We start from the raw sequence: 24860 nt of genomic DNA, 5'->3' as shown, positions 1-24860 counted from the left end.
AGACCTCGATCAGTCGGCGAATCGCGCCGTGACGGCCTCGCCGTGCGCAGGCAGGGCCTCGGCTTCGGCGAGCGTGACGATGGACTCGTGGACCGCGGCCAATGCGGCGCGGTCGTACTCGACCACCTGCTGCGGCCGTAGGAACGTCGCGGCGGACAGACCGGCGCCGTAGCGGGCCTGACCACCGGTGGGGAGCACGTGATTGCTGCCGGCGAGGTAATCGCCCAGACTCACCGGGGTGTAGGGGCCGACGAAGACGGCACCGGCGTTGACGAAGTCTTCTGGTCGCGGGTCGGCGAGGTGCAGCTCGAGGTGCTCGGGCGCGTACGCGTTGCTGAACGCCGTCGCCTGCGCGACGTCGTCGACCAGGACGATCGCCGACTGCGGACCGCCGAAGGCCGCGCGAACGCGCTCAGAGTGGCGGGTCGCCGCAACGCGGGTGTCGAGTGCGACACGGACGGCGTCGGCCAGCTCGGGCGCGTCCGTGACGAGGACGGCCGACGCCTGCTCGTCGTGCTCGGCCTGGCTGACGAGGTCGGCAGCGACCAGCGCAGCGTCGGCCGCGCCGTCGGCGACGATGAGGATCTCGGTCGCGCCGGCCTCGGAGTCGGTACCCACGCGTCCCGCGACGGCCCGCTTCGCGGACGCGACGAAGTTGTTGCCCGGCCCGGTGACGACGTCCACCGGGTCGAGCCCCAGGGACGAGACGCCGAACGCGAAAGCTCCGATCGCGCCGGCACCCCCCATCGCGTAGACCTCGGTCACACCGAGGAGCTTCGCGGCGGCGAGGATCACGGGGTGGACGCGACCGCCGAACTCGGCCTGCGGGGGCGACGCGAGCGCCACCTCGCGCACCCCGGCCACCTGCGCGGGAACGACGTTCATCACGACGCTCGACGGGTACACGGCCTTGCCGCCCGGCACATAGAGCCCGACGCGGCGCACGGGCTGCCAGCGCTGCGTGACGCGGGCGCCGGGGCCCAACTCGGTCACTGACGGCGCGGGAATCTGGGCCGCGGACGCGGCGCGCACCCGACGGATGGCTTCATCGAGCGCGGCACGGATGCCGGGATCGATGTCGGCCAGAGCTTCGTCGAGGTGCGCGGCGGGAACCGCGATGTCGTGGTCGCTCACGCGATCGAAAGCCGAGGCCTGCTCGCGCAGCGCCTCCTCGCCCCGTCGGGCGACGTCCTCGACGATGCGAGCGGCGGTGGCGAGGGCCTCATCTCGAGCCGCATCGGCCCGGGGAACCACGGCGAGGAACTCGGCCGGCGAGAGCACGCGGCCGCGCAGATCGATGGTGCGGAGCATGGTTCCAGGCTACCGGTCGGCGACGAGCCGCCCGCCGTGGGGCGGGCGGCTCGCAGGCGGTGCTCAGCCGCGCGTGACGCCGGCGACGTCGTGCAAGTAGCCGATGCGGCCGTCGTCGTGGCGGATGACGAAGGTCTCACCACGGTCCTCGATCACCAGTGCCCACGCGGTGGGTCCGATGCGGAAGATCGGGGTGCCGTAGTCGTCGACGACGTCGCGCTCCTCGGGGGCGAGGGCCCAGAACGCCTGGGGCTGCGGGTGGCGGGGGGCGTCGTCGTGCCCCGCCGCGGCGGAGTACTCGGAGGCGTGCGCGGAGGGTGCCGACGATCCCGCGCTGATCACGTCGGTGTCGTGCGCGTCGCCGTGCGCGGGGAAGACCGAGGTCGCAGGTTCGGCCTCGGGCGAGTGGGGCAGGTCGGTGGAGCCGGTGTAGCTCCCGGGAACCGGACCGCGCTCCCCCGCGATGTCATCATCGGGCCCGTCGTGCTCGACCGTCGCGGCCGCGCGCACGGGGCGCGGGCGCGCGGGTCGCTTCACGACGGCGCGGACCGGCCGGGCATTCCGGTGCGCGGGCGTCTCGGGGCGACCCTGGAAGTCCTGCTCGAACGGCGGGATGATCGGCGCGAAGACCGTCAGCACGACGCCGGCCAGCAGGAAGACGGCACCGACCCACACGACCCAGGTGCGCGTCCAGATCCCGGTCTCCGCGACCACCGACACGGTGTCCCAGACCCAGGCGACCCAGACGAGAGCCGCAACGGAGAAGGCGACCGAGGCGAACTGGTCTATGCCCAGGGATCCGACCCGACGAATGCCCTGCGGCGAGAGGCGACGCAGGACGAGCAGGCCGACGGCGACGGTGGGGAGTGCGACGGCGGGGATCCACCAGAGGCCCGACAGCCAGACATTGGCCCCGCCACCGAGCACACGCACGTTCACCGGAAGGTTGTTCAGCGGGAAGAACGACACGAGGAACGTCACTGCCCAGATACCGAGAAGCACGACCTCTCGGACCGAGAACGGCCCCACACCGTACTGTTGCGCCTCGTCCGACGGGAGAGACGTCTCGCTTGCGTGGTGTGCCGCGTGGTCGTCGGAGTCGGGCAGCTCGGTGTGCGTCGAGCGACGTGCGTTGACGTGCGTACGCGCGCCCATCTGCTGTGCCGGGGCGACATCGTCCTGCCCGTCGAACTCGATGTCGCCGGTGTCGGAGTGCGTGTCACGCACTCCCTCGGTGACGCCCGAGACGGCCGCGGGCGGCGGAGCATCCCGCCAGCGTTCGGAGTCGCCCTCCGGCGTCGAATCGAAGCCCTGCGCTGACGATTCGTCGTAGCGATCGGTCACGATGGTCCTTCCTTCGGACGCCTCCGGCGTCCGTCGTCATTGTGAGACTGGCCGCGCAGCCGCGGGGGTCGCCCGGGGTTGACAACCTGCCCCGTACATCAGCCCAGGCAGTTCGGGCCGAGCAGTCCTTTCAGTTCTCCGAAGAGGTCGGCGGTCACCCGCACGGGCATCGGCACCTCGAAGACCTTCGCCGTCCCACCTTTGTGGAGCTTGAGAGTCACCTCCGTGTCGCCGGCATGCCGACGCAGCATTTCGGCGAGTTCGCCCACCAGGGTCTCGTTCGCGCGCTGCTCGGGGACGACGAGTGTGAGCCCGCTGAGCGCGTCGAAACCCTCGAGGTCGGGTGTGAATGCCGACTGCGCGTGCAGGTTCAACCCGTCGTCGCGCCGCGACACTCGGCCGCGCACGACGAGGATCGAGTCCGCCTGGAGCACGGGAGCGAATTCGGCGTAGGTCTTGCCCATGAACATCACGGTCACCTCACCGTTGAAGTCCTCGACCGTCACCATTCCATACGGGTTGCCGCTCTGTTTGGCGACCCGATGCTGCACGCTCGTGAGGAGTCCGGCAACAGTGACCTGGTCGCCGTCCTGGACGTCGTCCGAGGCGAGCAAGTCGTGGATCGACGTGGATGCGTGCTTGGCGAGCGGTACCTCGAGGCCGGCGAGCGGGTGGTCGGAGACGTACAGACCGAGCATCTCGCGCTCGAACGCGAGCTTGTCCTTCTTCGTCCATTCGGGCCGATCGGGCACCTTGGTCACCTGCTGGGGCTCGTCCCACAGCGAGTCGAAGTCGAAACCGACCTCGCCATTGGCCTCCCGCCGTTTGTCGAGGACGGCGCCCTCGCACGCGTCTTCGTGGATCTCGACGAGTGCGCGGCGCGTCGAGCCGAGCGAGTCGAAGGCCCCGGCCTTGATCAGGGACTCCACCGTCCGCTTGTTGGCCACGTGCAGAGGCACCTTCGACAGGAAGTCATGGAAGGAGTTGTACTTCGCCGCCTCACGCGCGGCGACGATCCCGTCGACGACGTTCGCGCCCACGTTGCGCACGGCTCCGAGACCGAAGCGGATGTCTTCCCCGACGGCCGCGAAGTAGCGGATCGATTCGTTGACGTCCGGGGGAAGCACTCGGATCCCCATGCGGCGGCACTCGTTGAGGTACACCGCCATCTTGTCTTTCGAGTCGCCGACGCTGGTGAGCAGCGCGGCCATGTACTCGGCGGGATAGTGGGCCTTCAGATAAGCCGTCCAGTACGAGACCAGGCCGTACGCGGCGGTGTGGGCCTTGTTGAAGGCGTAATCGGCGAAGGACTCCAGGACCTTCCACAGCGTCTGCTGCGCCTCGTCCGAGAATCCACGCTCGGTCATACCGCCGAAGAAGATCTCCTTCTGCTTGTCGAGCTCGGACTTCTTCTTCTTACCCATCGCGCGGCGCAGCAGGTCGGCCTGACCCAGGGTGTAACCGGCCACGCGCTGCGCGACGGCCATCACCTGCTCCTGGTAGACGATCAGGCCGTAGGTGGTGTCGAGGATGTCTGCCAGAGGCTCCTCGAGCTCGGGGTGGATCGGCTCGATCTCTTGCTGCTTGTTCTTGCGAAGCGCGTAGTTGATGTGCGAGTTCACGCCCATCGGGCCGGGGCGGTACAGCGCCAGCACCGCCGAGATGTCCTCGAAGTTGTCGGGGCGCATGAGCCGCAGGAGGGAGCGCATCGGCCCGCCGTCCAACTGGAACACGCCGAGGGTGTCGCCGCGCGCCAGCAGCTCGTACGACGCGACGTCGTCGAGCGCGAGGTCTTCCAGGACGAGCGGGTGACCGCGGTTGGCCTCGATGTTGTCGAGCGCGTCGTTGATGATCGTGAGGTTGCGAAGCCCCAGGAAGTCCATCTTGATCAGTCCGAGCGACTCGCACGCGGGGTAGTCGAACTGTGTGACGATCTGGCCGTCCTGCTCGCGGCGCATGATCGGGATGATGTCGATCAACGGTTCGCTGGACATGATGACGCCGGCGGCGTGGACGCCCCACTGCCGCTTGAGGTTCTCGAGACCGAGAGCGGTGTCGAACACCGTCTTGGCCTCGGCATCCGTCTCGATGAGCGTCCGGAACTCGCTCGCTTCCTTGTAGCGCGGGTGCTCGGGGTTGAACATCCCGTCGAGGGGCATGTCCTTGCCCATGACCGCGGGCGGCATCGCCTTCGTGAGCTTGTCGCCCATGCTGAACGGGAAGCCGAGCACACGACCCGCGTCTTTGAGCGCCTGCTTGGCCTTGATCGTGCCGTACGTGACGATCTGGGCGACGCGCTCGTCGCCGTACTTCTCGGTGACGTACTGGATCACCTCGCCGCGGCGGCGGTCGTCGAAGTCGACGTCGAAGTCGGGCATCGACACGCGATCGGGGTTGAGGAAGCGCTCGAAGATCAGACCGTGCTGCAGGGGGTCGAGATCGGTGATCTTCATGGCGTAGGCGACCATCGAGCCGGCACCGGATCCACGCCCGGGGCCGACGCGGATGCCGTGGTCCTTGGCCCAGTTGATGAAGTCGGCGACGACCAGGAAGTAGCCCGGGAATCCCATCTGCAGGATGACGCCGGTCTCGTACTCGGCCTGCTTGCGGACCGCGTCCGGGATGCCGTCGGGGTAGCGGTCGCGCAGACCGTTCTCGACCTCTTTGATCATCCAGCTGTCTTCGGTCTCACCGTCGGGAACGGGGAAGCGCGGCATGTAGTTGGCGGAGGTGTTGAACTCCACCTCGCAGCGCTCTGCGATGAGCAGCGTGTTGTCGCACGCCTCGGGGTGGTCGCGGAACACCTGGCGCATCTCGGCCGCCGACTTGACGTAATAGCCGTCTCCGTCGAACTTGAACCGCTTGGGGTCGTCGAGAGTCGAGCCGGACTGCACGCACAACAGGGCCGCGTGGCTCGTGGCGTCGTGCTGGTGCGTGTAATGCAGGTCGTTCGTGCCGAGCAGCGGGATGTCGAGCTCTTTCGCGATCTTGAGCAGATCGGACATCACGCGCCGCTCGATCGACAGCCCGTGGTCCATGATCTCGGCGAAGTAGTTGTCTTTGCCGAAGATGTCCTGGAACTCGGCGGCGGCCGCCTTGGCCGCGTCGTACTGGCCGAGGCGCAGACGGGTCTGGACCTCGCCCGACGGACATCCGGTCGTCGCGATCAGACCCGCGGAGTACGTCTCGAGCAGCTCGCGGTCCATCCGGGGCTTGAAGTAGTAGCCCTCCATGCTGGCCTTGGACGACAGCCGGAACAGGTTGTGCATGCCCTCGGTCGTCTCGGACAGCAGCGTCATGTGCGTGTAGGCACCCGACCCGGACACGTCGTCGCTCTGCTGCTCCGGCGTTCCCCACCGGACGCGCGACTTGTCGGAACGGTGCGTTCCGGGAGTGACATAGGCCTCGATGCCGATGATCGGCTTGATGCCGGCATCCTTCGCCGTCTTGTAGAACTCGTAGGCGGCGAAGGTGTTGCCGTGGTCGGTCACGGCGATCGCCGGCATGCCGAGCTTGACGGCCTCTTGCACCATCGGGCCGATGCGCGCGGCCCCGTCGAGCATCGAGTACTCGCTGTGCACGTGAAGGTGAACGAAGGAGTCTGCTGCCACCCGTCGAGTGTACGTTCCCCCTCCGACATCGGTCGGGGTTAACGTGGGCGCGTGCCCACTCCCGACTTCATCCTGGAACTCCGCCGTCACGTCGGCACGATGCCGCTGCCGCTGGTGGGTGTCACCGCGGTGATCGTCCGCGGCGATGATCTACTGCTCGGTCGCCGCAGCGACACCGGCCGGCTGACGCCGATCACCGGAATCGTCGACCCCGGCGAGGAACCCGCCGACGCCGCCGCCCGCGAGGCCGAGGAGGAGGCCGGCGTCCGCATCCGGGTCGATCGCCTCGCCTGGGTGCACCAGATCCCCCGCGTCACGTATGACAACGGCGACCAGAGCGACTACCTCGATCTGACGTTCGCGTGCACGTGGACCGACGGCGATCCCGAGCCGGTCGACGGCGAGATGACCGAGGTCGGATGGCATCCGATCGCCGAGATCGAACGAATCCTGGATGCCGATATGGCGGGGCGCGTGCGCGCGGCGCTCGCGAGCGGACCGACGCGGTTCGAGGGCGGCCGCTGAGCCGATCCGGGGCGCGTCAGACGCCGTCGTGCAGCACGTCGAGCGCGTGCTGCAGGTCCGCCGGGTAGGGCGAGTCGAAGGTGACCCACTCCCCCGTCGCCGGATGCGCGAAGGCAAGTCGGTGAGCGTGGAGCCACTGGCGCGTGAGACCCAGACGCGCCGAAAGCGTGGGGTCGGCCCCGTAGAGCGGATCCCCCGCGCAGGGATGCCGATGAGCGGCCATGTGGACGCGGATCTGATGCGTCCGCCCGGTCTCGAGGTGGATCTCCAGCAGGGAGGCGCGCGGGAACGCCTCGAGGGTCTCGTAATGCGTCACGGAGTCCTTGCCGTCGGGTGTGACGGCGAACTTCCACGAGTGATGGGGGTGCCGCCCGATGGGCGCGTCGATCGTGCCCGCGAGCGGGTCGGGGTGGCCCTGAACCACCGCGTGGTAGATCTTGTCGACCGTGCGGTCCTTGAACGCCGCCTTCAACAGCGTGTAGGCGCGCTCGGTCTTCGCGACGACCATCAGGCCGCTCGTCCCGACGTCGAGACGGTGCACGATCCCGCGGCGTTCCGCGGCGCCGCTGGTAGCGATCCGGAAGCCCGCGGCCGCGAGGGCGCCGAGGACGGTCGGTCCCTCCCACCCCACGGACGGGTGCGCCGCGACTCCGGCGGGCTTGTCGACCACGACGATGTCGTCGTCATCCCAGACGATCCCGAGGTCGGGGACCTCGACCGGAATCACTTCGGGGTCGCGTTTGGGCTCCCACTCGACGCTGAGCCATGTCCCGGCGCGGAGGCGGTCGGAACGACCGACCGTGCGCCCGTCAACGGTCACCCCGCCGGCATCGGCCACTTCGGCTGCGAAGGTGCGGGAGAAACCGAGCATCTTGGCCAAGGCCTGGTCGACGCGCGCCCCCTCGAGCCCGTCGGGAACGGGCAGACTCCGCGAGTCCATGTCAGCGCGCGCCCTGCTCACCGGGGGTCTCGACCGGCTCGTCCGCGGCGTCTGCGGCCGCGCGGGAAGCACGCGTCTCTCGCGTGCCGTCGAGCCGCAGACCGAAGAGGACCAGGAGCGCCACGGAGATCATCATCGACACGATGAAGATGTCGGCGACGTTGTAGATCGCGGGCATCATCCACGGCGTGGAGATGAAGTCGACGACGTGCCCGACCGGGAAGCCGGGTGCACGCAACAGCCGGTCGCTCAGATTCCCCAGAACGCCGCCCAGGAGGAGTCCGAGGACCACGGCCCACAGACGCGAACGCACCCGGGCAACGGCGAGGTAAACGATGATGCCGGCCACGACCGCGAGCGCGATCGTGAAGATCCACGTGACGCTCTCGCCGAGCGAGAACGCCGCCCCCGGATTGCGGACGAGATACAGCTGCAGGGCTTCGCCGATGACCGGCACCACCCGCTCGGGCGGAAGGTTGGCGATGGCCAGCGTCTTCGCCAACTGGTCGGCGGCCAGCACCGTCGCCGCGAGGATCGCAACGAGGGCGCCGGCCGCCGCCGAACGCAGAGGAGATCGACTGCGCAAAGAGTCGGCCTACAGACCGATCGCCGACACGGGCGTCGAGCCCGACGACGAACCGGCGGTGTCGAGGTCGCGGAGCTGGCCCTCGATGTACGTGCGCAGCTGCGAACGGTAGTCGCGCTCGAAGTTGCGCAGCTCGGTGATGCGGCCCTCGAGCGTCGTGCGCTCCTGCTCGAGACGGGCGCGCTCATCGCGGCCCTGCTTTTCGGCCTCGGCGACGATGGATGCCGCCTGAGCCTGAGCCTCGGAGATGAGCTGGTCGCGCTGCGCCTTGCCCTCGGCGACGTGCTCGTCGTGCAGGCGCTGAGCCAGCTCGATGATGCCGGCGCTCTGCGCGGCGGGAGCCACGTCCGACTCGGCGGCGGGGGCCGCGGCGGGAGCGGGAGCGGGAGCCGGCACCTCGGAAACGACGGGCTCCTCGGCCTGGGGCGCTTCGGCCGCGGGCGCAGCGGGGGCTGCGTCGCCGGACTCGTACGCGGCCAGCTTGGCCTTCAGCTCTTCGTTCTCGGCGATCGTCTTACGCCACTCGACGACGATCTCGTCGAGGAAGTCGTCGACCTCGTCGGGGTCGAAGCCCTCCTTGAAACGCACGTGCTGGAACTGCTTGGTGACGACATCATCGGGGGTCAGTGCCATGGTGATTCCTCTTTCGAGAGCTCTGAATCGGAACGTGGGGGGTGTCGCACCGGGGCACACCGCTTCGGAACAGCATAGCCGCCGCCCTTCTCCGGTGTCGAAGGGCGACGGCTATGGCAGGGTCACAGAGCGGCGAGCGACCGCGTGACGCTCAACAGCAGGAAGCACGCGAACATTGTGATCGCGAACGCGAAATCGATCGCGATCCCGCCGATCCGCAGGGGCGGAATCACCCGCCGAAGGAGCCGGATGGGTGGGTCTGTGACCGTGTACACGATCTCGGCCACCACCAGCATGGCGCCACGAGGGCGCCACTCGCGATTGAACATCGGGATGTACTCGAGGACCAACCGGGCCAACAGGAGAACGATGTAGATGAAGAGGAGCGCGCTGAGGATGGAGCCGACCAGGCTCAGGACGGCCACGATCGCTTACTGGGACGCGAACGGGGCGGCCTCGGGATCGGCCTGCGCGATCGCACCCTCGCCGGAGACGGCGATGTTCTCAGGCGAGAGCAGGAAGACCTTGCTCGTGACCCGTTCGATGCGTCCGTAGAGACCGAGCGACAGACCGCTCGCGAAATCGATCAGGCGGCGCGCGTCGGCGTCGCTCATCTGCGACAGGTTGATGATGACCGGGATCCCCTCGCGGAAGTTCTCGGCGATCGTCTGCGCATCGCGATACTGCTTGGGGTGCACGGTGAGGATCTCGCTCACGGGGCCGGCGGCCGGCTGCCGCACCACGGCGGGCCGGTGCAGAGGGGTCACCGGAGCGGCCTTCTCGACCGGCGCGGGCTGCGCGGACTGCTTGCGCGCGACCGGCTGCGGGGCAGTCTCCTCATAGGTCTCCTCCTCGTCGGCGAGGCCCAGGTACACCATCGTCTTCTTGAGCGGGTTCGACATCGCATCCTCCGTTCGCTCGTCTGTTTCGAGGCTAGTCGCGAGGGGGGCGCGGACCCGTGATTGCGGAGCCGATCCGCAGGTGTGTCGCGCCCATCGCGATCGCCGCGGGGAAATCTCCCGTCATGCCGGCCGAGATCCAGGTCGCGTCGGGCGCGACCCGCCTCACGACGTCGGAGCATGCGCGCAAGCGCTCGAAGGCACGCGCCGGATCTTCGTCGAGCGGGGCCACCGCCATGACGCCGCGGACCCGCAGGGTTTCGCGGGAGATCACGTGGGTCGCCAACGCCTCCACATCCGCCGGGGCGACGCCCCCACGAGCGGGATCGTCGGTCAGATTCACCTGCAGCAGCACATCGAGCGCCGTACCTTCACCCGCGGCGTCGAGCGCATCGGCGAGTCTCGTCCGGTCGAGGGAGTGGACCACGTCCGACGCCGCACGCACCGCACGGGCCTTGTTCGTCTGGGCCTGACCGATGAAATGCCACCGCAGCCCCGCGAGACCACCCGCCTCGCGGTGCTTCGCGGTGAGCTCCTGCTGACGGTTCTCTCCGACGTCGCGGACGCCGAGCGCGTAGAGGTCGGAGATGAGGGATACCGGATGAAACTTGGTCACCACGATCCGGGTGATCTCGTCGGGGTCGCGGCCGGCGCCGCGGGCGGCGTCGACGATCCGCGCATCGACGTCGGCGAGCCGGTCGGCGAGGGCGGCATCCATGGGTTCTCCTTCGACGACGCAGCGGGCCCGGTGTCACCGGACCCGCTGCGTCAGACGTTCGTGCTCACTTGAGGAAGTCGGGCACGTCCAGGTCGTCATCGGCGAAACCCGAGTCGTAGGACGTGTCCGGGACGCGTGCAGCCACGGGGGCGGGCTCGGGCGCGCGCTCGGGCGCCTGCGCCTTCTGCTCCTCGGCGGCGTTGAGGTCACGCGCGACGTCGTCGGCGGGGATCGCCGGAACGGCCGGCGCCGAGACCGGTCGCTGCGCGCCCACCGGCTCGATGCGCAGAGACGGTCCGCCGCCGTCGAAGCCCGCCGCGATGACCGTGACGCGTACCTCGTCGCCGAGGGTGTCGTCGATCACGGTTCCGAAGATGATGTTGGCCTCGGGGTGCGCGGCCTCCTTCACCAGCTGGGCCGCGTCGTTGATCTCGAAGATGCCGAGGTTCGATCCGCCCTGGATCGACAGCAGGACACCGTGCGCTCCTTCGATGGAGGCTTCGAGGAGCGGAGACTCGACGGCGAGTTCGGCAGCCTTGATGGCACGATCGGCACCGCGCGCCGACCCGATTCCCATGAGCGCGGAGCCCGCGCCCTGCATGACCGACTTGACGTCGGCGAAGTCGAGGTTGATGAGACCCGGCGTCGTGATGAGGTCGGTGATGCCCTGCACACCGGCCAGGAGCACCTGGTCGGCCGTGGCGAACGCCTCGATCATCGAGATGCCGCGGTCGCTGATCTCGAGCAGGCGGTCGTTGGGGACGACGATGAGGGTGTCGACCTCTTCCTTCAGTCGAGAGACACCCGCCTCGGCCTGGCTCTGACGTCGGCGACCCTCGAACGAGAAAGGCTTGGTCACGACGCCGATGGTCAACGCGCCGATCGACTTGGCGATCTTGGCCACGACCGGCGCACCACCGGTGCCCGTTCCGCCTCCCTCGCCGGCGGTGACGAAGACCATGTCCGCGCCGCGCAGCGCCTCCTCGATCTCCTCCGCGTGATCCTCTGCCGCGCGACGCCCGACCTCGGGATCCGCACCGGCGCCGAGGCCGCGGGTCAGTTCGCGTCCGACATCGAGCTTCACGTCGGCATCGCTCATCAGCAATGCCTGGGCGTCGGTGTTGATCGCGATGAACTCCACGCCGCGCAAGCCCAGCTCGATCATGCGGTTGACGGCGTTGACGCCACCTCCGCCCACACCGACCACCTTGATGACGGCGAGGTAGTTCTGATTCTGGCTCATGCCGGCCTCCGTTATCCCCGAACCTGAAACTCTAAACCTCATGTTGAGGGTTAAAGAATTGCCCGGTATGCAATTCCTTAGCTCGAAGGTATGCGGACGCCTCCGTCACGCCCGCCCGACACGCGGCGTGTCGGATTATCTCGGAGACAATCAGCGGAGGACGCCGGCCTCGGGCGAGGTGACGTCGTATTCGCGCGTGCGATCGGGCGGACTCTTCTGCATGAGCAGGTCGAGGACGCGGGCCTTCTCGGCCGACCGGTCGTCGCTCCCCCAGACCACCTTGGTCTCCGTCGCACCGAGAGTCAGCGTCACGTCGTCGGGCGTCGTGGCGGTGACACCGGTCACCTGCGAACGGATGCCGTCGGGAAGGGCCCGGATGACGCGGCCGACCGCGTGGAACGGCTCGCCGTTCGTGCCACCCGACACCTCGATCACGGGCTGCCCGCCAGGCGCGGTCGGGGTGGTCGACAGGACGACCCCGGCCGCGTCCACGAGCGTGAATCCCGCCGGGGTCTGAACCACGCCGACCGGCGTCCGCTCCACGACGCGCACGATCAAGTCGTGGGGCGGGCGGGCCTCCAGCGTGTAGGACTCCACGAGGGGGAAGCGCACGAGCGCGGCCTTGACCGCACTCTCATCCACCATCGCGAGCGGTGTGCCCACCTGACCGCTCAGCGCATCGGCGACGGCCCCGGCATCCAGCTGAGAGGTCCCCACGACATCGACGCGCTCGACGGCGAAAAGCGGACTGTACGCGGCACCCGCGGTGCCGAGCACCATGACGACGAAAGCGATGCCGACACCGATCCAGATGCGCCGACGCCGACGTTGGCGGACAGTGAAGCGCCGAACCTCGGCCCGCAGCGCACGCCGCCGCGCCCGTGACGCGCGCCACACGTCGCGCAGCCCCAGGTCGGCGGGATCCGACGGGGCCTCGCCAGGGTCGGCCGGGAAGGGGAGGGGCAGGACCTCCCCCTGGACGACCCGGGACGAGCGAGCGGTCGTGACCTTCTCGGCATCCTGCGACGCCCCGGGCGACGACCCGGGAGTCGGAGGGAGGGGCGAGGGTCGACGCACGGCTCAGACCGCCGCGGCCTCGGTGCGGGAGAGCGCCTCGAGCACCTGCGGGATGATCTGGTACACGTTTCCGCAGCCGAGCGTGATGACGTAGTCGCCCGGACGCGCGATGTGTGCGGTGTAGTCCGCCGCGCTCTGCCAGTCGGGCACGTAGTGGACGTGGGCCGGGTCGGCGAACGCGGTGCTCACGAGCTCGCCCGTGACGCCGGGAATGGGATCTTCACGCGCGCCATAGACGTCCAGCATCACCGTGTGGTCGGCGAGCGACTCCAGGACCTCGGCGAACTCGCGGTACATCTCCTGAGTGCGCGAGTACGTGTGCGGCTGCTGGATCGCGATGATGCGCCCGTCGCCGACGACGGTGCGCGCCGCGGAGAGCGCGGCGGCGACCTCGGTCGGGTGATGCGCGTAATCGTCGTACACGCTCACGCCGCGCTCGACGCCGTGCAGTTCGAAGCGGCGCACGGTGCCGCCGAACCCCTCGATGGCGCGAGCGGCCTCGGCCAGGCCGTACCCGAGCACACGCAGAACCGCGACGGCCCCGGCGGCGTTGACCGCGTTGTGCGCTCCGGGAACCCGCAGCTGGACATCGACGCTCTCGCCGTCGGCGGCGAGCGTGAAGGAGACGGGACCGTCGGTGCGGATGCCGCTCAGCCGTACGTCGGCCGCAGCGTCTTCGCCGAAGGTGACGACGTTCGTGTGCGTCAGACGTTCCGTCACGATGCGCGCGCCCGGGTCGTCGGCCGAGACGACGACGGCCTCACGAGCGGCGTCGGCGAAGCGCGCGAACGCGGCGTCGAAGGCCTCGCGGGAGCCGTAATGGTCGAGATGGTCGGGGTCGACGTTGGTGATCAGCGCCACCGACGTGTCGTACAGCAGGAACGTGCCGTCGGACTCGTCGGCCTCGATCACGAACAGCTCGTCGGACCCGGTGCCGCTGGATGCTCCGAGGTCAGCGATGACGCCACCGTTGACGAACGTCGGGTCGGCGTCGAGCTCGCGCAGCGCCGTGACGATCATGCCGGTCGAGGTGGTCTTGCCGTGCGCGCCGGCGACCGAGACGAGACGCCGCTGACCGATGAGCCAGTGCAGAGCCTGTGAACGGTGGATCACGTGCAGGCCGCGCTCCTTGGCCGTGACGAACTCGGGGTTCTCGGGCCAGATGGCTCCCGTGTGCACAACGGTGTCGGCGTCGCCGAGGTGAGCAGCGTCGTGACCGACGTACACCGTCGCGCCGTGGGCGGCGAGATCGCGCAACGCGGCGCTGTCGGAGCGGTCGGAACCCGAGACCCGGATGCCGCGGTCGAGGAACATGCGCGCGAGTCCGGACATGCCCGAGCCGCCCACTCCGATGAAGTGCGCGGAGGTGATGGTCTCGGGGATGGGGAGGCTCAGGTCGGGTCTGATCATGACCTTGCGATCCTACGTCGCGCGAGCGACCGCCCGGGCCCGGCGCGCCCGTGCTGACGACGCCCGCGCCCGGGCCGCAGCGCGCGCGGAGGGGCCGGCCTTCTCAGCGCGAGAGCGCCGCGTCGACGAGCTCGATGACGTTCTCGGTGCCCGCGCGGGTTCCGGTCCGATCCGCCGCGGCGCGCATCGCCGCCCGCCCGTCGGCGTCGGCCAGCAGAGGAACGATCTCGCTCCGCACGCGGTCGGCGGTGAACTCGGCGTCCGGGATGAGGCGCGCGGCTCCCGCGCGTACCGCGGAGCCGGCGTTCAAGCTCTGCTCGCCGTTGCCCACGGCGTACGGGACGTAGACCGCGGGAATTCCGAGCGCGCTGATCTCGCTCACGGTGGCCGCACCCGAACGCGACACGATGAAGTCGGCCAGAGCGAAGGCGAGGTCCATCCGATCGACGTACCGGACGACGGCGTAGCCCGCGACGCCGGGATCCGGGAGGTCGGACTTCTCGCCCGTGACGTGCAGCACCTGCCACCCGGCGTCGAGCACGTCCCGCCACGCCCCGCCGAACGCCTCGTTCAGACGCTGCGCCCCGAGCGACCCGCCGAACACGAGGAGCGTGGGGGCCGCGGCATCCAGCCCGAAATGCGCGGCGGCCTCGGGACGCAGGGCGTCTCGGTCGAGCTCGACGATCTCGCGGCGCAGCGGCATGCCGACCACACGGGCCCCGCGCAAGGGAGTGCCCTCGAACGCCACGCCCACACCGGCCGCCGCTCGCGCTCCCAGGACGTTCGCCAGCCCCGGCTTTGCGTTGGCCTCGTGCACGACGAAGGGCACGCGCTCCCACCGGGCCGCGACGTACGCCGGCGCCGAGGCGTACCCGCCGAAGCCGACCACGACATCCACACCGCGCTCGCGGATGATGCGACGCACCTGGGCCACCGCTCGACGGAACCGGGACGGGAACGCCGCGGCCGCTCGGTCGGGACGCCGCGGGAAAGGCACCTTGTCGACGAACAGCAGCTCGTACCCGCGCAGCGGCACGAGTCGCGCCTCGAGCCCCTCGCGAGTCCCGAGAACGAGCACGTCGTCGTCGGATGCGCGGGCACGGAGGCCGTCGGCGACGGCGAGGAGCGGGTTCACGTGCCCGGCGGTCCCGCCGCCGGCCAGAAGGGTGGTCGTCACCCTTCGACCCTAACGAGAGCGACGGACCCCGGATCCCACGGCCACCCGCTCGCGGTCACTCGGTAGGCTGCGCCGAGCTCGTGCGACGACGCCTGGTCGCCCGTACCGGGGTGGCCGTGACGGCGCGTCGATCAGGCAGCGTCCTCGCGCACGACAGCAAGACGCCGCACGCGATCAGCACCGACAGCAGTGACGTCCCGCCCTGCGACATGAACGGCAGCGGCACGCCCAGAACCGGGAAGATGCGGAGCACGACTCCGACGTTCACGAGCGCCTGACCGACGATCCACAGCGTGATTCCCCCCGCGACGATGCGCACGAACGCGTCGTCGGTGCGACGGACGACGTGGAACGCGCCGACGGCGAAGAGCGCGAAGAGGACCAGGACGACGAGACAGCCGATGAGCCCGAGCTCTTCCCCGATGATCGCGAAGATGTAGTCGTTCGCCGCCGCGGGGAGCCAGTCGTACTTCTCTTTCGAGTTGCCCAGGCCCAGGCCCAGCACTCCCCCGCTCGCCAGACCCCACACGCCGTGCAGCGACTGGTAGCAGGAGGTGTAGTAGCAGGAGGCGTCGTCGGGGTCGAAGAGGCTGGCGATGCGCGCCATGCGGTTCTCGCTGCCGAAGGCGGAGAGCAGGACGACCGCGATCGACAGCACCGCGGGGACGATGAACATCCGCAGCTTGATCCCGGCGAAGAACAGCGCGCCGAGGACGACGAGCACGAGGATCATCACCGTGCCGAGGTCGCGACCGCCGAGCACCGTCCCGATCACGAGCACCGCCACCGGGACGACCGGGATGAACACGTGCTTCCACGAGGTCAGCAGGCGGCGCTTCCGATAGAGGACCGTGGCCATCCACAGGGCGAGGGCGAGCTTGAGGAACTCAGCGGGCTGGAACTGGAAGCCCGCGATCTGCACCCAGTTGCGGTTTCCGTACGACTCGATGCCCAGGCCCGGGACGTACACGAGCAGCTGGAACAGCGTCGCCGCGATGAGGACGGGCCACGCGATGCCTTTCCAGAACTGCATGGGCGCCCGGCTGAGGACGAACATCAGCGGGATGCCGACCACCGCGAAGATCCCCTGCTTGAGGACGTGGTCGAAGGGGTTCTGCCCTCCGTCGGCGGCCGAGGTCGCCGACAACACCATGACCAGCCCGAAGCCTGTGAGGAGCAGCGCCGCGGACGCGATCAGCAGGAACTCGCTCGGGACGGGCTGGAACGCGCGGCCGAGGGAGACGCGGGCCGCGAGGCCGGAACGGGCCGGCTCGCTATCCGGCGCCTGGCGGGGCGGGGGTGCGGTGGTGGTCACGCGGTGTTCCCCTCGTCCTACGGTCGTGCGGTGCCGTCATCCTGACCGGTGATCCACGCCCGCACCGCCTCGGCGAATCGCTCGCCTCGGTCGGCGTAGGAGCTGAACTGATCGAACGACGCCGCCGCGGGAGCCAGGAGCACGGTGTCTCCGTCCCGGGCCACGTCGGCCGCCAGTTCGACGACCCGTGCCATGACGTCTTCAGTCTCGGTGTGGTCGACCTCGAAAAGCGGAACCGCCGGGGCGTGTCGCTCGAACGCGGCCACGATGTCACCGCGCTCGGTGCCGATGACGATCGCGGCGCGGGCGGCGGAGCCACGGGTACGCACGAGGTCGGTGACGTCGACGCCCTTCAGGAGTCCCCCGACGACCCACACGGCCTGAGGATAGGCCGCGAGCGACGACCCCGCCGCGTGCGGGTTGGTCGCCTTAGAGTCGTCGACCCACGTGACGCCGCGGTGGGCGGCGACCACCTGGATGCGGTGGGGATCGAGACGGAAGCGGTCGAGGGCGTCGTGGATGTCGGCCGGCGCCACGCCCAGGGATCGGGCGAGCGCGGAGGCGGCCAGGATGTTCGACACGATGTGGGGCGCGGCGAGGCCGTGCTCGGCCAGGTCGGCGACGGTCGTGAGCTCGAGGGCCGAGGTCGCCCGCTCCTCGAGGAACGCGCGATCGACGAGGATGCCGTCCACCACGCCGAGGTCGCTCGGTCCCGGAACGCCGAGGTCGAACCCGACGGCGCGGGCGCCCTCGACGACCTCCGCTTCTTCGACCATCTCGCGGGTGACGACGTCGGCCTTGTTGTACACGCACGCGACGCGGGTCCGGGCGTACACGCCGGCCTTGGCATCCCGGTAGGCGGCGAAGCTGCCGTGCCACTCGAGGTGGTCGTCGGCGAGGTTGAGGCACACGGCCGCGTGGGGAGAGAGCGCGTCGGGGCCGGTCTGCAGGTTGAGGTACCAGAGCTGGTGGCTCGACAGCTCGACGACGAGCGCGTCGAATCCGTTCGGGTCGCGGACCGCATCGAGCACGGGTGTGCCGATGTTTCCGACGGGAACGGCGCGAAGACCGCCCGCGACGAGCATCTCGGCGGTCAGGCGGGTCGTGGTGGTCTTGCCGTTCGTGCCCGTGATGAGGATCCAGTCGGCGGGGCGTCCGTCGGGGCGCACGACCTTGTCGCGGACCCGCCACGCGAGCTCGACGTCCCCCCAGAGCGGGATGCCGTTGTCCTGAGCCCAGGCGATGAGCGGGTGCGTCGGCGGGAAGCCGGGGGACGCGATCACGACGTCGGGCGCGAAGTCGGAGAGGACGGTGGGCACGGCGTCGAGCGGGCCGATGTGCAGCTCCGCTCCGATCACCGGCACGAGCCGCGCGTACTCGGGATCGGCCTTCTCCGTGACGACGAGCACCTCGGCCCCGAGCTCGGCGAGGGTGTCCGCGGCGGAGAAGCCCGTGACAGACAGGCCGAGCACGGCAACTCTCAGACCGCGCCACTCCGCATACCAACTGTGCAGGGATGCCACCCGCTCCGCGCTCATACCCGAGCCAGCCATTCGACGTAGAAGAATCCGACACCCGAGACGGCCAGGAGCCCGGCGATGATCCACATGCGCACGACGATCGTGACCTCGGGCCACCCGCGCATCTCGAGGTGGTGGTGCAGTGGACTCATCAGGAAGAGCCGCTTGCCGCGCGTGATCTTGAAGTAGATCCTCTGCAGGATCACCGACCCCGAAGCGATGACGTAGACGCCGGCGATGAGGACGAGCAGGAGTTCGGTTCGGGTCAGGATCGCCATCGCGGCGATCACGCCGCCGATCGCCATCGAACCGCAGTCGCCCATGAAGACCTTCGCCTTCGGGGCGTTCCACCACAGGAAACCCACGAGCGCGCCCACGAACGAGGCAGACACGATCGCCAGGTCGAACGGATCGCGCACCGCATAGCATCCGGCCTGCACGGAGGGATCGAGCACGTCGGCGCACATCTGCTTGTTCTGCCAGAACGCCATGAGGCTGTAGGCGCCCACCACGAAGATGCCCGAGCCCGCGGCGAGGCCGTCGAGTCCGTCGGCGACATTGACGGAGTTGGAGGCCGCGGTTCCGATCAGGGAGATCCACGCCAGATAGAGCAGCCACCCCAGGATCGGTCCGAGCGCGAACAGCGACAGCACCTGGATGTCGCGGAAGATCGACACGTATTCGGACGCGGGTGTCTGCCCGTACGCGTTCGGGAAGTTCAGCGCCACGATGGCGAACGGCACGGCGACGATGACCTGACCCGCGATCTTGCGCCACCCGGAGAGTCCGAGACTGTTCTGGAAACGGACCTTCATGTAGTCGTCGATGAACCCGACGACACCGAAACCCAGCATCAGCCACAGGACGAGCAGACCCGACACGGTCGGCGGGTTGTTGCCGGCGTACGCGCCGATGAAGTACCCGATGATCGTGCCGAGGATGAAGATCGTGCCGCCCATGGTCGGCGTCCCGCGTTTGGCACCGTGCGACGGGTTGTGCACGTTCTCGGGGGTGCGGATGACCTGTCCCCAGCCCCACTTCCGGAATCCCCGCAGGAACACCGGAGTGAGGAAGAGCGTGAAGGCCAGAGAGATCCCCGCGGATGTCAGAAGTGATCTCACGCGAACGATTCTCCCAGACGGTCGCCGAGGAACCTGAGCCCGGCGGAGTTGGACGACTTCACCAGCACACGGTCACCGTCGCGCAGCTCACCCAGCAGGTAGTCGTAGGCGGAGTCGGCATCCGGGAAGAACACCGCCTCACCGTCCCACGAGCCCTGGGCGATGGCCTCGAGGTACATGCGCCGGGCATCCTGACCGATGACGACGATCCGCTGGATGCGCAGGCGCACGGCCAGCAGCCCGACCCGATCGTGCTCCTCGTCGGCGTACTCGCCGAGTTCGCTCATCGCCCCGAGGACGGCCACGGTGCGCTCCTCCGGCCCGGTGATCTGCGCGAGTGTACGCAGCGCTGCGGCCATGGAGTCGGGGCTGGCGTTGTACGCGTCGTTGATGATGCGCACTCGGTCGGAACCGAGCGGCTGCATGCGCCAGCGCTCCGCGATCTCGACGGTTTCGAGGCGCGCGATGGCGTCGGCCGCCGTGACACCCAGCGCGGTCGCCGCGGCGAGAGCCGCGAGGGCGTTCATGACGTGATGCTCGCCCAGCACGCGGAGGGTCAACGTGTGCTCCTCGCCGTCGACGACGAGCTGTGCGCGGGTGCCGGATGCCGAGACCTCGACGTCGAGGGCACGCACCTGCGCGCGATCGCCGCGGCCGAACCAGCGGACGTCCTGCCCGCGTTCGCGGGCGATGGGCTCCATCGCCGCGACACGCGGATCGTCGGCGTTGAGGACGGCCAGTCCGCCCTCGCGTGTGGCGCGCACGAGCTCGCTCTTGGCGTGGAAGGTCGCCTCGATGCCCCCGAACCCGCCGGCGTGGGCCATCCCGACCATGAGGACGACGCCGATGTCCGGCGTGACGAGACCCGCGAGACGCGCGATCGCGCCGGGTGCGCTGGCACCGAACTCGCTCACCAGGAACCGGGTGTCCTCCGTCACCCGCAGCATCGTCAGCGGCGCGCCGACCTCGTTGTTGAACGAGGCGCGGGGCGCGACGGTGGGGCCTTCGTCCTCGAGGATGCGGGCGAGGAGGTTCTTCGTCGTCGTCTTGCCGTTGGAACCGGTGATGCCGACGATGCGGAGATCGCCGCTCGCGCGCACACGCGCGACGACGTCGCGTGCCAGCTCGGCGAGGGCCGCGACGACATCGGGCACGACGACCTGGCTGACCGGTTCGTCGAGCTCGCGCTCGACGAGCGCCAGCACAGCTCCGCGCTCGATCGCGGCGGGGACGAACAGGTGTCCGTCGGTGGTCTCGCCGGGCTTGGCGACGAAGATCCCGCCGGGCTCGATGAGGCGCGAGTCGGTGTCGACGAGTCCGGCGACCAGGGTGTCCGGCGTGTCGTCGCCGCGGAGGACGAGGCGGCCCCCGAGCACGGAGGCGATGTGGGAGAGGCTGGTGGAGATCATTGCTGTGTACGGACGCCCTTTCCGTGTCGGGAGGAGACCGGCATCCGGCGTGTCAGCCGAACTTGGGCAGTTCGGGGGAAGTGGTTCCGGACGGAATCACCCGGTAGTTCTTGAGCACCTGGGTGAGCGCCTTTTGGAAGGCGGGAGCCGTGGCCGCAGACGACTTTACCGTCCGCGGTTCGTCGAGGTTGACGGCGACGATGTACTGAGGGTCGTCCGCGGGGGCGAAGCCGATCATGGTCGTGAAGTAGGCATCGGGCTTGTAGGCACCGGTGTTCGGGTCGGTCTTCTCACCCGTTCCGGTCTTGATCGCGACGCGATACCCCGGCACGGCCACCTGCGAGGCGAGCGTGCCCTGCGTGGCGACGTTCTCGAGCATCTGCGAGACCTTCGAGGCGGTTTCCGCCGAGACGACGCGCTCGCCCTGGGTGGACGGGACGTCGGTGACGGTTCCGTCGGCGGCCGTGCAGCTCTCCACCAGAGAAAGAGGCATACGCACTCCCCCGTTGGCGATCGTCTGGTACGCGCCGACGAGCTGCGGGATGGTGACCGCGAGACCCTGACCGAACGCGGTGTTGTAGAAGGTCTGGTCACCCCAGTCCTGGACGGGGTGCAGGATGCCGTCGGACTCGCCCGGGAAGTCGATGGCCGTCGGGGAACCGATGCCGAACTTCTGCAGGTAGTCGAATCGCGTCTGCGCGGGGATCTTGTCGGCGAACTTCGAGATGCCGACGTTGGACGAATCGATCAGCACGCCGGTGAGGGTGTAGTTGTTCGCCCCGTGCGCGAACGAGTCCGTGACCCGCGCTCCGCCGCGGAGGGTCTCGCTCGACGATGCCGTGACGGTGGTGTCGCTGGTGAAGGAGCCACTGTCCAGACCGATCGCCGCGGTGAGGGCCTTGAACGTCGATCCCGGCTCGACCGGATCGGTGAACGTCCAGCTGCCACGCTCGGTGGCAGGGGTCGCGGTGGGGTCGTTCGGGTCCACCGTCGGGTACTCGGCGAGGGCGCGCACCTTGCCCGTCTTCGCTTCGACGACCGTGATGGCGCCGCGCACCGATCCGGTGTTCTGCACCTGCTCGGCGATGAGCTGGCCCATGTACCACTGCAGATCGCGATCGATCGTGAGTTTCAGGGTGCCACCGTCGACGGCGGGCTCGGTCTCCACCTCCGTCCCGGGCAGGACGACACCGTCGCGCCCCTGCTGGAAGACGACCTTCCCGTCCTGCGACGACAAGCAGTCGTTGTCGGCGAGCTCGAGGCCCGCGAGCGCTTGCCCGTCGCCGCCGACGAAGCCCAGGAGGTTGCCCCCGACGGCGCCATCCGGGTACACCCGACCCGCCTTCGGCGGGAAGACGAGGAACGGCAGGCCCAGGTCCGCGAGCGCGCGGTACTGCTCCGTGGAGACGTCCTTCGCGATGATGGCGTAGCGCGAATCGGGGTCGGCTGCCACGGCATCCGTCACGACCTTCTCCACCGCGGCCGGATCCTGACCGAGGATGCCGGCGATCTTGGCCGCGAGGTCGGACCATGTGGCCTCGACCCGCGTCGAGCCGTCGTCTTCGCGCGAGACCAGCCCCTGGGCGGCGAGCATCGGATCGACCTGCACGTCGTAGCGGAGCACGCTCGCGGCGAGCGTCACACCGTTCTCGTCGACGATCGAGCCGCGCGAACCGTAGACGGTGCGGGAGTCCTGCAATCCCATGGCGAGGGAGTCGTCCACGTGTTCGCGCGCGTTCACGACCTGGATGTCGACCAGCCGGACGACGAAGGCGATGAGCACGATGAGCACGATCGAGAGAGCCACCACCGTGCGACGTCGCGGGGAGCGGGAAAGCGTCGTCGTCATGGGCTTATCGTGTCGCGGGGGTCGGGAGACCGTCGCTGATCGGTGGGGGTGTCGCCGAACTCGCCGTCGGAGCGGCCGCGTCGGCGGGCGCGGCGTCGGTGGACGGTGCCGGCCCCGCGGCCTTCTGCGGGTCGGTGACGAGGGGGACGCCGGAGATCAGGGCGTTGCGGACCGACCCCCGACCCATGGCATCCACGGAGGAAGCGCCCTCGGCGGGCTTGCCCGCGCCGATGACGGCACCGTCGCTCAGCCTCAGGTACGTCGGGGTCTCGTCGATGACCATTCCGAGTGCCGCGGCGTTGGCGGCAAGGTACTGGGGCGAATTCAGCCCCGCCACCTCGTCGTAGAGGATCTGCTTCTGGTACGTCAGATCGCGCTGCTGCTGCGTGAGCGACGCGATCTCGAAGGAGCTCTGGGTCGTGAGGATCGACAGTCCCATTTGCACGAGCGCGATCGTGACCGCCCCGAGCACGGCGATGACGCCGAACGCGCGACGCGGGACGCGACGACGCACGGGCGCATCCACCACGTGCAGGCGCAGGGGCTCGCGCACCGGGACGGGGAACTCCGGCAGGAACGCCGCGTCGATGGTCTGGGGAGCGCTCATGCGTCCTCCTGGATCCTCTCGGCCGCGCGCAGACGCACGGGGGTGGCGCGCGGGTTGGCCGCGCGTTCGTCGTCACTGGCGAGCTCGGCTCCCCGCACGAGCAACCGGAACTTCGGCGCGTGCTCCGGCAGCTCCACGGGGAGTCCCCGGGGAGCGGTGGATGCCGACGCCTCGGCGAACACGCGCTTGACCAGACGGTCTTCGAGCGACTGGTACGAGAGCACGACGATGCGCCCGCCCACGCCGAGCACGCTCAGCGCCGCCGGGATCGCCCGCTCGAGGACGGCGAGCTCGGCGTTGACCTCGATCCGCAGAGCCTGGAAGACGCGCTTGGCCGGATGCCGTTCGCGCAGCACCGCGGCGGGCGTCGCCGCCTGCAGCACGTCCACGAGCTGTCCCGAACGTTCCAGGGGCGCCTGCTGGCGCGCGGCGATGATCGCGCGGGCGTAGCGAGCCGCCAGCTTCTCTTCGCCATAGCGCTCGAAGATGCGGCGCAGGTCGCCCTCGCCGTAAGTGGCGACCACCTCGGCGGCCGTGACGCCCGAGGTCTGATCCATGCGCATGTCCAGCGGAGCGTCCTGCGCGTACGCGAAACCGCGCGATGCCTCGTCGAGCTGGAGCGACGAAACGCCCAGGTCGAAGAGGATGCCGTCGACCTTGTCGACTCCGGCCGAGGCGACGGCATCCGCGATGCCGTCGTAGACGGTGTGGACGAACGTCGTGCGTCCATCGAACCGGGCCAGACGCTCCCCCGCGATGCGCAGGGCGTCGGTGTCACGGTCCAGACCGATGAGCCGCGACGTCGGGAACCGCTCGAGGAACGCCTCGGAGTGCCCGCCCATGCCGAGCGTCGCATCGACGAACACGGCACCGTCGCGGCGCAGCGCGGGGGCGAGCAGCTCGGCGCAGCGCTCGAGCAGGACCGGGGTGTGGATGTCGCGGATGTCCATGATGACGGGGCGAGGTCGCGGGCTCTGATCCCCATCCGCTCGACCTGGCGCCGGGGAAGTGCGTCAGGGCGTGCGGCTGGGAATCACAGCCGGCGATCAGAACAATCCCGGGATCACCTCCTGCTCCAGCTCTGCGTAGGTCTCTTCGTTGCTTTCGGCGTAGGCGTTCCACGCCGTGGCATCCCAGATCTCGGCGTGAGCGCCGACGCCGGTCACGACCAGCTCGCGGTCGAGTCCGGCATAGGCGCGCAGCGCCGGGGGGACGGTGATGCGGTTCTGGCTGTCGGGCTTCTCGGCGCTCGCCCCGGAGAGGAACATGCGCAGGAAGTCGCGGGCCTGCTTGTTGCTGAGCGGGGCCTCGCGGATCCGCTCATGGACGCGCTCGAACTCCTCGGTGCTGAACACGTAGAGGCAGCGGTCCTGCCCCCGGGTGATTACCACTCCGGCGCCGAGATCGTCCCGAAACTTCGCGGGCAGGATGACGCGCCCTTTGTCGTCGAGCTTGGGGGTATGCGTGCCGAGCAGCATTCGGGCGTCCACCCCCTTCGTCCGGCCTGCGAAGTTTCCCCCACTTTACTCCACCGCCCTCCACTTCGCTATCAAAATGCCGGGCTT

Annotated in this window: 22 protein-coding genes; 1 reads left to right on the top strand and 21 read right to left on the bottom strand. The window is 69.2% G+C overall.

The window, feature by feature from the left end; all coding sequences use genetic code 11:
- Positions 1–9 precede the first annotated feature (9 nt).
- The 3 genes from hisD to dnaE form a co-directional block, all read right to left on the bottom strand.
- A complete protein-coding gene (hisD, locus tag AC3WLZ_RS06305; protein WP_492469479.1) occupies positions 10–1311 on the bottom strand; it encodes a histidinol dehydrogenase in 1302 nt (433 codons plus the stop codon).
- A 63-nt stretch (positions 1312–1374) separates the two neighbouring features.
- Complete coding sequence (locus tag AC3WLZ_RS06300; RefSeq protein ID WP_492469478.1) at positions 1375–2655, bottom strand: hypothetical protein; 1281 nt, start codon at positions 2653–2655, stop codon at positions 1375–1377.
- Positions 2656–2753: 98 nt separating this feature from the next.
- Complete coding sequence (gene dnaE / locus AC3WLZ_RS06295) at positions 2754–6218, bottom strand: DNA polymerase III subunit alpha (RefSeq protein ID WP_492470948.1); 3465 nt, start codon at positions 6216–6218, stop codon at positions 2754–2756.
- Between the two features lie 99 nt (positions 6219–6317).
- On the opposite strand from dnaE, the gene AC3WLZ_RS06290 reads away from it, so the two are divergent.
- Positions 6318–6791, top strand: a complete 474-nt coding sequence (locus AC3WLZ_RS06290) for an NUDIX domain-containing protein (RefSeq protein WP_492469477.1) — start codon at positions 6318–6320, stop codon at positions 6789–6791.
- A gap of 16 nt (positions 6792–6807) precedes the next feature.
- On the opposite strand, the gene AC3WLZ_RS06285 is transcribed toward AC3WLZ_RS06290, so the two are convergent.
- From AC3WLZ_RS06285 to mraZ, 18 genes are all read right to left on the bottom strand, one after another.
- Entirely contained in the window at positions 6808–7731 is a 924-nt protein-coding gene (locus AC3WLZ_RS06285; protein ID WP_492469476.1) for an RluA family pseudouridine synthase, read from the bottom strand.
- Position 7732: 1 nt separating this feature from the next.
- On the bottom strand, positions 7733–8317 hold the full coding sequence (gene lspA / locus AC3WLZ_RS06280; RefSeq protein WP_492469475.1) for a signal peptidase II: 585 nt from the start codon (positions 8315–8317) through the stop codon (positions 7733–7735).
- Between the two features lie 9 nt (positions 8318–8326).
- Positions 8327–8950 (bottom strand): DivIVA domain-containing protein, encoded by a 624-nt coding sequence (locus AC3WLZ_RS06275; RefSeq protein ID WP_412924235.1) that lies wholly within the window; start codon positions 8948–8950, stop codon positions 8327–8329.
- 122 nt (positions 8951–9072) lie between these two features.
- Entirely contained in the window at positions 9073–9375 is a 303-nt protein-coding gene (locus tag AC3WLZ_RS06270) for a YggT family protein (protein WP_022877736.1), read from the bottom strand.
- Positions 9376–9381: 6 nt separating this feature from the next.
- Complete coding sequence (locus AC3WLZ_RS06265; protein WP_412924234.1) at positions 9382–9852, bottom strand: cell division protein SepF; 471 nt, start codon at positions 9850–9852, stop codon at positions 9382–9384.
- A gap of 31 nt (positions 9853–9883) precedes the next feature.
- Positions 9884–10567, bottom strand: a complete 684-nt coding sequence (locus AC3WLZ_RS06260; RefSeq protein ID WP_412924233.1) for a YggS family pyridoxal phosphate-dependent enzyme — start codon at positions 10565–10567, stop codon at positions 9884–9886.
- 64 nt (positions 10568–10631) lie between these two features.
- Positions 10632–11810: a cell division protein FtsZ gene (ftsZ, locus tag AC3WLZ_RS06255; protein WP_412924232.1), complete on the bottom strand. Its 1179-nt coding sequence runs from the start codon at positions 11808–11810 to the stop codon at positions 10632–10634.
- A gap of 150 nt (positions 11811–11960) precedes the next feature.
- Entirely contained in the window at positions 11961–12887 is a 927-nt protein-coding gene (locus AC3WLZ_RS06250; protein ID WP_492469474.1) for a cell division protein FtsQ/DivIB, read from the bottom strand.
- A 3-nt stretch (positions 12888–12890) separates the two neighbouring features.
- Complete coding sequence (gene murC / locus AC3WLZ_RS06245; protein ID WP_412924230.1) at positions 12891–14297, bottom strand: UDP-N-acetylmuramate--L-alanine ligase; 1407 nt, start codon at positions 14295–14297, stop codon at positions 12891–12893.
- Positions 14298–14400: 103 nt separating this feature from the next.
- On the bottom strand, positions 14401–15474 hold the full coding sequence (locus AC3WLZ_RS06240) for a UDP-N-acetylglucosamine--N-acetylmuramyl-(pentapeptide) pyrophosphoryl-undecaprenol N-acetylglucosamine transferase (RefSeq protein WP_492469473.1): 1074 nt from the start codon (positions 15472–15474) through the stop codon (positions 14401–14403).
- A 55-nt stretch (positions 15475–15529) separates the two neighbouring features.
- Positions 15530–16789, bottom strand: coding sequence for a putative lipid II flippase FtsW (gene ftsW, locus AC3WLZ_RS06235; RefSeq protein ID WP_492469472.1), 1260 nt, complete (start codon positions 16787–16789; stop codon positions 15530–15532).
- Between the two features lie 17 nt (positions 16790–16806).
- Positions 16807–18342, bottom strand: a complete 1536-nt coding sequence (gene murD, locus AC3WLZ_RS06230; protein ID WP_492469471.1) for a UDP-N-acetylmuramoyl-L-alanine--D-glutamate ligase — start codon at positions 18340–18342, stop codon at positions 16807–16809.
- Positions 18324–19430 carry a phospho-N-acetylmuramoyl-pentapeptide-transferase gene (gene mraY / locus AC3WLZ_RS06225; RefSeq protein ID WP_492469470.1) on the bottom strand — a complete coding sequence of 369 codons (1107 nt, stop codon included), beginning with the start codon at positions 19428–19430 and terminating at the stop codon, positions 18324–18326. Before mraY ends, murD begins: the two co-directional genes overlap by 19 nt.
- The gene (locus tag AC3WLZ_RS06220; protein ID WP_412924225.1) at positions 19427–20839 is read right to left on the bottom strand and encodes a UDP-N-acetylmuramoyl-tripeptide--D-alanyl-D-alanine ligase; all 1413 of its coding nucleotides are present in this window, start codon (positions 20837–20839) and stop codon (positions 19427–19429) included. The genes mraY and AC3WLZ_RS06220 overlap by 4 nt, the downstream gene beginning before the upstream one ends.
- A 52-nt stretch (positions 20840–20891) precedes the next feature.
- Positions 20892–22688, bottom strand: a complete 1797-nt coding sequence (locus tag AC3WLZ_RS06215) for a peptidoglycan D,D-transpeptidase FtsI family protein (RefSeq protein WP_492469469.1) — start codon at positions 22686–22688, stop codon at positions 20892–20894.
- A gap of 4 nt (positions 22689–22692) precedes the next feature.
- Complete coding sequence (gene ftsL / locus AC3WLZ_RS06210) at positions 22693–23295, bottom strand: cell division protein FtsL (protein ID WP_492469468.1); 603 nt, start codon at positions 23293–23295, stop codon at positions 22693–22695.
- The gene (gene rsmH / locus AC3WLZ_RS06205) at positions 23292–24245 is read right to left on the bottom strand and encodes a 16S rRNA (cytosine(1402)-N(4))-methyltransferase RsmH (protein ID WP_412924222.1); all 954 of its coding nucleotides are present in this window, start codon (positions 24243–24245) and stop codon (positions 23292–23294) included. The genes ftsL and rsmH overlap by 4 nt, the downstream gene beginning before the upstream one ends.
- Before the next feature lie 96 nt (positions 24246–24341).
- The gene (gene mraZ / locus AC3WLZ_RS06200; protein ID WP_412924221.1) at positions 24342–24773 is read right to left on the bottom strand and encodes a division/cell wall cluster transcriptional repressor MraZ; all 432 of its coding nucleotides are present in this window, start codon (positions 24771–24773) and stop codon (positions 24342–24344) included.
- Positions 24774–24860: the final 87 nt, after the last annotated feature.

It is taken from the genome of Microbacterium sp. FW305-3-2-15-F-LB2 (assembly GCF_058787255.1).
This window is presented reverse-complemented; position numbering and strand designations above follow the sequence as displayed.